The following is an 8,162-nucleotide window of genomic DNA, read 5'->3' on the forward strand; positions in this document are numbered from 1 at the left end:
ATAAACTTATTCAACTTTCAAACACATATGTTGAATAATAACTAGTTGTATTGTATTGTTTTAATTGTAGAATAATACTAAATTGGTAAAACTAAAGGAATTTAGTGACATAAATATTTATTAAATAAGACTTGTAAAATGAGTTATAAGTTATATTGGTAAGTTATCAAAAACATATACTCTTTTGGTTTTGTGAAAGTTTTTTAGGTGGGCAATAATATGCATATTTCTAAATTATCTTAAATTAAAAAACATTAATAACTTTATTAAGTATACTTATATTCCTATCATAAATTTTTAAAATACTCTTCTAATAAGTCCAATTTCTATCTACTTATAGATTCATGTATAGTTATAATATAACGTAAAATTCATCTATTATTTGCTCGCATTAATAGATGAATTTGCAACATCATTTAGCCATAGTTAATCAAATACATGTTAACAAAGCCCTTGAAATCACTATATTTTCAGTTAATGCCTTTTGTGATATAATGAATTAAATAGTATATTAGGAGGTGTTTAAATTTGAAAATAGAAATAGGTGAGTCCTTACTTTTTTCTTGGTTAAGACATACAAAAAATTGCAAACTAGTACAAACTAATTGGAAACCTTCCATGTCTTCTTGGGAATTATCAAATGAAAAAAAAATTGAAGAATTTATGGATATGTCAAGTAAATATTTCAAAGATAAATACAACATTGAATTATATAAAAAAAATACTTCTGTAATTCAACTTTTAAAACAAGCTGAAATTGATGTTATTGGAATTAATATTTCTAAAAATAATTCACAAAAAATATATGCTCTTGAGGTTGCATTCCATGAATTAGGTCTTAATTATGGAGATAAAAATGAAACTGCAACAAGAGTTGTAAAAAAGATTATGAGAACTGCTATGTGTTTATATGGCTATTTTGAAAACATAACTGGTGAAATAGTTTTTGCTTCTCCAAAAGTAAATAATAATATTCTAGAAATATTATTACCTTACTTACAAGATATAAAAAATATGTTTGAAGATTTTAATTTTTGTTATGATATTAATATTATTGTAAATGAACATTTTTCAGAGAAAATTATGAATCCTTTAATTGAAAAATCAGATTTAATTTCAGATACATCAGAATTATTTATGAGAAGTCTTCAATTATATAACTTATGTGATAAGAATAAGGAAACAAAATATATTGCCGAAAAAAAACAGTTACAGAATATTAAACCAGAAACTAATTATTATAAAAAATGCCCTGGAATGAAAATCGGTGAATTTGTGAAAAAAACTTTGATAAATCTATTTGAAAACAATAAGATAACTTATGAAGAAGTTGAAAAAATGCAAACAAAAGAATACTCTAAAATCAAATTTAATCTAAATTATCCTTTATTATCAAAACAAATGATTCAAGACCCATATAGCAGATGTTGGGCAAGTCCGATTGAAATATATGGCAAAAATTATTTTGTGTGTTCTCAATGGGTAGAAAAAAATAATAGGTATCATTTTGAAAAATGGTTATCCTTAATAGAATAACTTAGTGTATAGGGGTGATTTAAAAGTGAATATTTATAAAACTTATATACTGAAAAGAATTATAGAAAATAAGCAACTAGAGATAACTCGAAGTTTTGACTTAGATAATCTTATTTGTACTGCAACAGAAATATTGAAAGATAATAAGATTGATTTGATAATTATTGACGAAGAAAACAGCATTGTTTGGAGAAATGAAAAAAGCACTCCCCAACATGAGAATGCTTAGTTACAGATATAGAAGTGTGTTTTTATTACATATCATAAATTATTGATAGCATTAAGTGAGAATAGAGTTAATACAATCGCTTTTAAGATAGTTCAAATAACTTTATTGAGATTTTTATACCTTTATATGAAAATATGAAATAAAAAAGCACCCTGTTAGGATGCTTTAAGTATTATAAACACACTATGAAATTGAATTATTTTTAGAATGTAGATATATTTACATAAGTCTATCTACATTTTTATTATTGTCTTTTACTTTATTTAACTAAGTTTTCTACTTCACTAAAAGCTTTCTCATTTCCATTTCCACCAATTTGAGTTATATTTTTAAACTTTTTATTCTTAATTAACTCTTTTTGGCTATTATCTAATCCATTTCCAACTAATACTACTGGAGATTCCGTTTTACCTGCGAGTACTCCTACTGATAAAGCATCTACTAAGTCATCTTGTTTATTCATTCCATTCTTAGCTATATACAAGTCATTAAGTGTATCTTTACTATAGAAATGATTTATTACTTTTGAGTTAGTTTCTGTTCTATCAGAACCTGCTATTTTAGTTACAGATGGTAATGTATTACTCACTTCTTTACTATTAAATAAAGATTCTCCACCTATTACATATGATTTTGATATGTCTTTATCATCTATTAAGTCTTTTATATCTTTCATATCATCATTTTGATTAGTAAGAAGAATTGGCATTTCCTCTTTTGCTGATATAGCTCCCATACTTACTGCATCAGCTAGTCCCTTTTCTCCATTTACCACTACTACTTTTGACAACTTAGAATTTTTATCTAATTCTTTTGCAAGTTTTATTGATGTCTCGTATCTATCATTTCCAAATATCCTAATTACATTTAATCCCTTTTCCTTTAAATCAGATACTACTTTTTCATCAACAGACTTTAATCCACCTACTATGTACACATTTTTTGCTTCTAACCTATTTATTTCTTTTTCTGTTAATTTATTTAAGTTATTATTTTTAGTAAGTAGTATTGGTGCATCTTTAGACTTAGCAAATGGTGTTGCTGATAAGGCATCAGATATACTAGAGTCATTTATTAGCACTATATTATCAGCTTTATTCCAGCCTTTTTGACTTATTTTTACTGATGTTTCATTTCTATCTGAACCAACTAATTTTGTATTAGAAGGCTTCGCTGGTGTAGGAGTTGTTGATGAGTGCGACCCTCCTCCGCTTGGTTTATTTTGACTATCAAATTCTGATATTAATGTTATAGAAGGAGTAAGCCTTGTATTTGAAATATCAATATTACTCCCCTTATAACTTAGGTCATAGTCATATGTGGCTACTTGCCCATTTATATTATTTGGATAATTCCATATTATACACCCTGTATTTTTTTCATATGTTCCACTAGATTTTACATTCAAAATTTTATTTATATCTATGTCATTAAGTTTACTTAAATCCAAAAATAATTTTGAATCTTTTAGTCCAATATCTTTATTAATCTTTTGATTAGAACAATCTAATTCATCTAAATTAACATTATTGGATAGATTTAAACTTTGTATATTATTATTATTACAATATAATCTTTCTAATTTAATATTTTTACTTGTATCTATAGTCTTTAAATTATTTGTAGAACAATATAAGTTTTTTAGATTAATATTATTATGTAAGTCAATTTTTTCTAAGTTATTGATAGCGCATCCAAATATCTCTAGAACTTTATTTTCACTTATATCAATATTTTTTAAATTATTTGTAGAACAGAATAATGTTTTTAATTTTGTATTTTTCTTTACATCTAAAGCATCCAATTTATTTATAGAACAGTTTAACACTTCTAAATTAGGATTTTTACCTACATCCAATTTTTCTATTTTGTTATTTTCACAACCCAATTCAATTAAATTAATGTTATTTGTTACATCTAAGGAGTGTAACTCATTCATAAGACAATTTAAATCCTTTAATTTGATATTTTTACTAATATCTAATCTTTCTATCTTATTATTCATACAATTTAATGATTCCAAATCTATACTTTTACTGACAATTATATTTTTTATACTATTATTTCTACAGTCTACTTTTTTTAATTTAACATTATGAGAAAAATCTAAATCAACTATACTATTATTTTGACAATTCAATTCTTCCAAATTGATGTTTTCTTTTAAATCCAACGTTTTTAGACTGTTACGTTCACAATCTATTCTAGTTAAACTTTTATTCTTACTCGTATCTAAAGTTTCTATTTTGTTGTTAGAAATATATAAATCTTCTAATTTTTCATTTTTATTTACATTCAAGCTATTTAAACTATTGCTCTTGCAGTTTAATTCAATTAAGTTAGGATTATTACTTACATCTAAAGTTTCTAAACTATTTTTGTTGCAACTTAACCCAGTCAGGTTTATATTTTGACTAATATTTAAACTCTTTATCTTATTGTCCTCACAATTTAAATTTTTAAGAGCCTTAAAATATTCTATCCCCTCTAAAGAATTGATATTTTTGCCTGCAACATCTAGTTCTATTTGAGATTCTATAGCTGCAACACCATCTAATCCTATAATGTTTGCATCTGTTTTATTTTTTAATACTGAGATAGTATCACGAATTGCATCCCTAAACTTTTCGTCTGGAAAGACTTCTTTCATTGCCATGTTTTCTAAGTTATTAATTTTCCTTGCTTCATTTCTAACTTCCATATTCTTTTCAATACCTTGTGCATTTATATTATATACCAAAGGTGATGCAACTACCAATGAAAGTGATAAAACAAATGCTTTTTTACTTAAAATATTCATCCCCCACACCTCAATTAAAATAATATTTACTCAATTGAATTGTAGCACATATTATACAATTTAGAAATAAACTCTGAAATTAATGTCCCGATGTTCAAATACTTTTTATTGTTTATAAAAAAAGAAGGTAACAACTAACTCCAGTTGCTACCTTCTTAATCATCAATGCTTAAATTTTGATACTCTAAAATTTTTAACTTGAGACTTGAATAACTGTTCAATCTCATCAACTACATTCTGTATCTTATTTTCATATCTTGAATCATAATATATATTTATCTCACCTATGCTATTTATGCTTATAGAATAGTCTTTTCTTTCTATTATACATATGCTTCCACAATCTGATAAATCATTCTTGTATATTGATTTTAATTGTCTTTTTATCTTGAGAAAGTCTATTGCTGGATAAATATTATTTGGATAAAAACTCTTATTATATATTAACATCTTATTCACGTCTTATCATTCTATTTATTAGATTTTATTACCTATTAAAATAATATCCTACTTCTCTTATTGTTATAATCTTTTGAGGGTTTTTATAATCTTTCTCTATTTTCTTTCTTAATCCATTCACTGCAACTACAACACTATAATTGTCATCTAAATATTCATTCATCCATACATGTTCATATATCTCTTTAATAGTTAATGTCTGTTCAGCATTCTCTATAAAGTAATTTAGTAACTTATTTTCTATTGGAGTTAATTTTATCACTTTATTTTCTAATTTTATTACTCTACTAATTCTATTATATTCTTCTAGCTTTATGTTATTTTTATTATTATTTACATATAAATTTTTTCTTCTTAAAATGGCTTTTATTTTTGCATATAATATTTCTAAATTCAAAGGCTTTATTAAATAATCATCTCCACCAGAATTTAAAGCATTTAAAATACTTTGTTCTTCAATTATATAAGTCATATGAATAACTGGGCAAGTAGTTAAATTTTTAATTTTTTTACAAAAATCCCATCCATCACCATCAGTTAAAATTATTTCTAGAAATATTAAATCAAATTTATTACTAAATATTTTCCTAATAGCGTCTTTACAATTATGTGCTAAATAGACATTTATCCCCTTTTCTTCTAAAAAATTTTTTAATTCCTCGCAATTATTCTTGTCTCCATCAATTATCAATACATTAATTTGCATTATAGTCTCTCCTAAAAATAATTATTCTTTTCACAAATAACTGGACAAATATCTTCAGCATATTTTCTGATAGCACTTCTTTACTATTATAAGAAACTTTAACAACTATAAATCTGTCTTATTTATTATTTTCATACATTTTTAGGCTATATACTTTACTTTAATATCTCATTTAGTTTTTGATTTATTATATAAAGATAAATATCTAAAATTATACAATCTAGAGCTATATTTTTTGCTATTATATTTGCATCTTTTATAATCTAATATTGATATATATTAAAAGCTCTATGATAAAAATAAATTTGATGATATAAATATTATTGTCCATATCCAGTAAATTACACATTAGAATACTCTGCTCAAAATATATTAATTAAAGTCCAAAGTTTTAATTATCGCAGTATATAATAATCCTTTTTATATAATATCATTATAAACTGGAATTTAAAACTCAAATATTTTTAAATAATATTTAAACATTAGTTTTAATATTAAAAATCATTATTAAATAATAATAAAAATATCCTATTTTGGGGAAAGGGAGCTTAAGATAGGCTTTGTATTATAAACCTATTGTTTTTTAAAACTACTCTATCAGCCTGTCTAAGTATTGATTTATATGATTTATATAGCTATAATATAATATATGTTGTATAATTTTGGTAAATATATTATTATAAAAAAATTATATTTCACACCTTAATTTTTATAAAAACATTATTTTTCCGTTATAATCATGTTATATTTTAAGAAAAGTTTCCCTTTCCCCAAAAATGGCTACTTAAAAATTAAATCTAACTACTTTTATAATTTTTCTTTTACAAATTCTCTAGCCTTATCCATGGTTGACCACACATCATTAGAATAAATCTCTGTAAATTTTTCTCCTGTGTCCTTGCTCTATTTTCTTCTAAAAATAGTTTGACAAATTGCTGATATAAGTTCTTAAATATGCTAATAAATTAAAGTATAATAGACATTAATTTATGGAGGTATAAAATATATTTCTAAATGATATATTTGATATTATTAAATTTAACAAAAAAAGCCCTATAGAGCAGTTGAATATTATTCAAGAAGAAAAAAAGCCAGACATAAAAGAAGCTGAAGAATATTATAAATGCAATTATAGATTTTATAATTCTCTTAAGGAGATGGTTTCACTAGAAAATATAAAAAACACGCATCAAAACCATCTTAAATTCTAAAAATAATCCATCAAGTCCATTTGTAATTGTTCTTATTGCTGCATTTATATCAATTTTCTTTAGTCTATTTGCCAACAATATTATAAAAGATTTTTATATTGCTGGTGCTATAATAGGAGTTTTTTTAGTGCTTATTTATATCTAATATGTGAAGCTCAGCAAAAATGGGATAGTCGCCAAAAATTCTATATGAGTTCGCTGCAAGTATTAGATAATATGGAAAATAAAAAACTTAAAGAAAAAAAGTATAAAAAAAGAAAGTAGCAACTATCTCCAGTTGCTACCTTCAATCTATCTATTAATAAAATCTAACGATTTGCAAAGTGTATCAAACCTATCATTACCTTTTATCATAGTGTATCTCTCTTTAGTTATAGAATCTATTTTATTGCATGCTCCTCCCCCTACAACATATAAATTCTCTGTCTGACCTGGTACATAATCTTTTATATCACATATTAATATTTTTCCATCATTATAACCCCAACCAACTACAGTTGCAGGGATTTTGTCAACCTCTCCATCATAAACGATTGTATGTTTATACATGATTTTCCCCTCGCTATTCTCTTTATTATTTATAGTTTTATTTAAAATACCTTCTGCTATTAATTTAGCAACTATATCTTTATGTCTAATATAATAATCTGTATCTGCTTTACTGTCTACAAAACATACTTCAATTAATATTGCTGGTGCTTTTGTATGATTAAGCCAATACAAACCCCTTACATCTGATTTTGCACCTCTATTTTTAAATACTGTTGCTAACTTTTCATTGACTCTTCCAGCGTATATTTTGCCATTATTAGTTTTATATATTGTTTCTGTACCCATAGGATTTAGTGTTGTATTATTTGCGTTGAAATGTACTTGCACTGCTAAGTCTATGTCTTGTTTGTTTGCTATTTGACATTGTTCAGATAGATAATCATTCGATTTATCTATCTTACCAGTATATATAGTTGCTCCACCTTGTTTTAACCATTTCACTATTAAGTCAGTTAGTATTCTATTTTCTTTTCCTTCATCTATATAACCAACTGCTCCTGTTCCTTTACTTGTTAGTGTATGTCCTGGTACTATTGCTATTTTCATTGTTTATTTTCCTCCTTTAATTGTTTGTAAGTTTGATTTATACCTATTGATATACCCCAGCAAATTACACCTTGTAAGACTGCATCAGCATTTAATCCTAACATCCATACTGAAAAACCTACT

Annotated in this window: 8 protein-coding genes; 3 read left to right on the forward strand and 5 right to left on the reverse strand. The window is 24.8% G+C overall.

Features of this window, described 5'->3' with window-relative positions; all coding sequences use genetic code 11:
• Positions 1-528 precede the first annotated feature (528 nt).
• Together Q3304_RS05155 and Q3304_RS05160 are read left to right on the forward strand one after the other, a co-directional pair.
• Positions 529-1,536, forward strand: coding sequence for a hypothetical protein (locus tag Q3304_RS05155; RefSeq protein WP_407814088.1), 1,008 nt, complete (start codon positions 529-531; stop codon positions 1,534-1,536).
• Positions 1,537-1,561: 25 nt separating this feature from the next.
• Positions 1,562-1,765: a hypothetical protein gene (locus tag Q3304_RS05160; protein ID WP_407814087.1), complete on the forward strand. Its 204-nt coding sequence runs from the start codon at positions 1,562-1,564 to the stop codon at positions 1,763-1,765.
• 259 nt (positions 1,766-2,024) lie between these two features.
• Here Q3304_RS05160 and Q3304_RS05165 read toward each other — a convergent pair whose 3' ends face one another.
• From Q3304_RS05165 to Q3304_RS05175, 3 genes are all read right to left on the reverse strand, one after another.
• Positions 2,025-4,565, reverse strand: coding sequence for a cell wall-binding repeat-containing protein (locus Q3304_RS05165; protein ID WP_407814086.1), 2,541 nt, complete (start codon positions 4,563-4,565; stop codon positions 2,025-2,027).
• A gap of 162 nt (positions 4,566-4,727) precedes the next feature.
• Complete coding sequence (locus Q3304_RS05170; protein ID WP_407814117.1) at positions 4,728-5,015, reverse strand: hypothetical protein; 288 nt, start codon at positions 5,013-5,015, stop codon at positions 4,728-4,730.
• Between the two features lie 37 nt (positions 5,016-5,052).
• Complete coding sequence (locus Q3304_RS05175; protein WP_407814085.1) at positions 5,053-5,730, reverse strand: response regulator transcription factor; 678 nt, start codon at positions 5,728-5,730, stop codon at positions 5,053-5,055.
• 1,064 nt (positions 5,731-6,794) lie between these two features.
• On the opposite strand from Q3304_RS05175, the gene Q3304_RS05180 reads away from it, so the two are divergent.
• Complete coding sequence (locus Q3304_RS05180; RefSeq protein WP_407815411.1) at positions 6,795-6,941, forward strand: hypothetical protein; 147 nt, start codon at positions 6,795-6,797, stop codon at positions 6,939-6,941.
• A 291-nt stretch (positions 6,942-7,232) separates the two neighbouring features.
• On the opposite strand, the gene Q3304_RS05185 is transcribed toward Q3304_RS05180, so the two are convergent.
• Together Q3304_RS05185 and Q3304_RS05190 are read right to left on the reverse strand one after the other, a co-directional pair.
• Positions 7,233-8,039, reverse strand: a complete 807-nt coding sequence (locus Q3304_RS05185; protein WP_407815412.1) for an N-acetylmuramoyl-L-alanine amidase — start codon at positions 8,037-8,039, stop codon at positions 7,233-7,235.
• A partial coding sequence (locus Q3304_RS05190) for a phage holin family protein (protein ID WP_407815414.1) occupies positions 8,036-8,162 on the reverse strand: 127 nt, incomplete at its 5' end. The genes Q3304_RS05190 and Q3304_RS05185, both read right to left, overlap by 4 nt.

Source organism: Clostridioides sp. GD02377 (assembly GCF_045899875.1).
Lineage (GTDB): Bacteria > Bacillota > Clostridia > Peptostreptococcales > Peptostreptococcaceae > Clostridioides > Clostridioides difficile_A.

Bases quoted from the DNA above. Each gene is read 5' to 3' on its own strand.
- Q3304_RS05170 (WP_407814117.1), bottom strand. From the start codon at position 5,015: ATGTTAATATATAATAAGAGTTTTTATCCAAATAATATTTATCCAGCA.
- Q3304_RS05185 (WP_407815412.1), bottom strand. From the start codon at position 8,039: ATGAAAATAGCAATAGTACCAGGACATACACTAACAAGTAAAGGAACA.
- Q3304_RS05175 (WP_407814085.1), bottom strand. From the start codon at position 5,730: ATGCAAATTAATGTATTGATAATTGATGGAGACAAGAATAATTGCGAG.
- Q3304_RS05165 (WP_407814086.1), bottom strand. From the start codon at position 4,565: ATGAATATTTTAAGTAAAAAAGCATTTGTTTTATCACTTTCATTGGTA.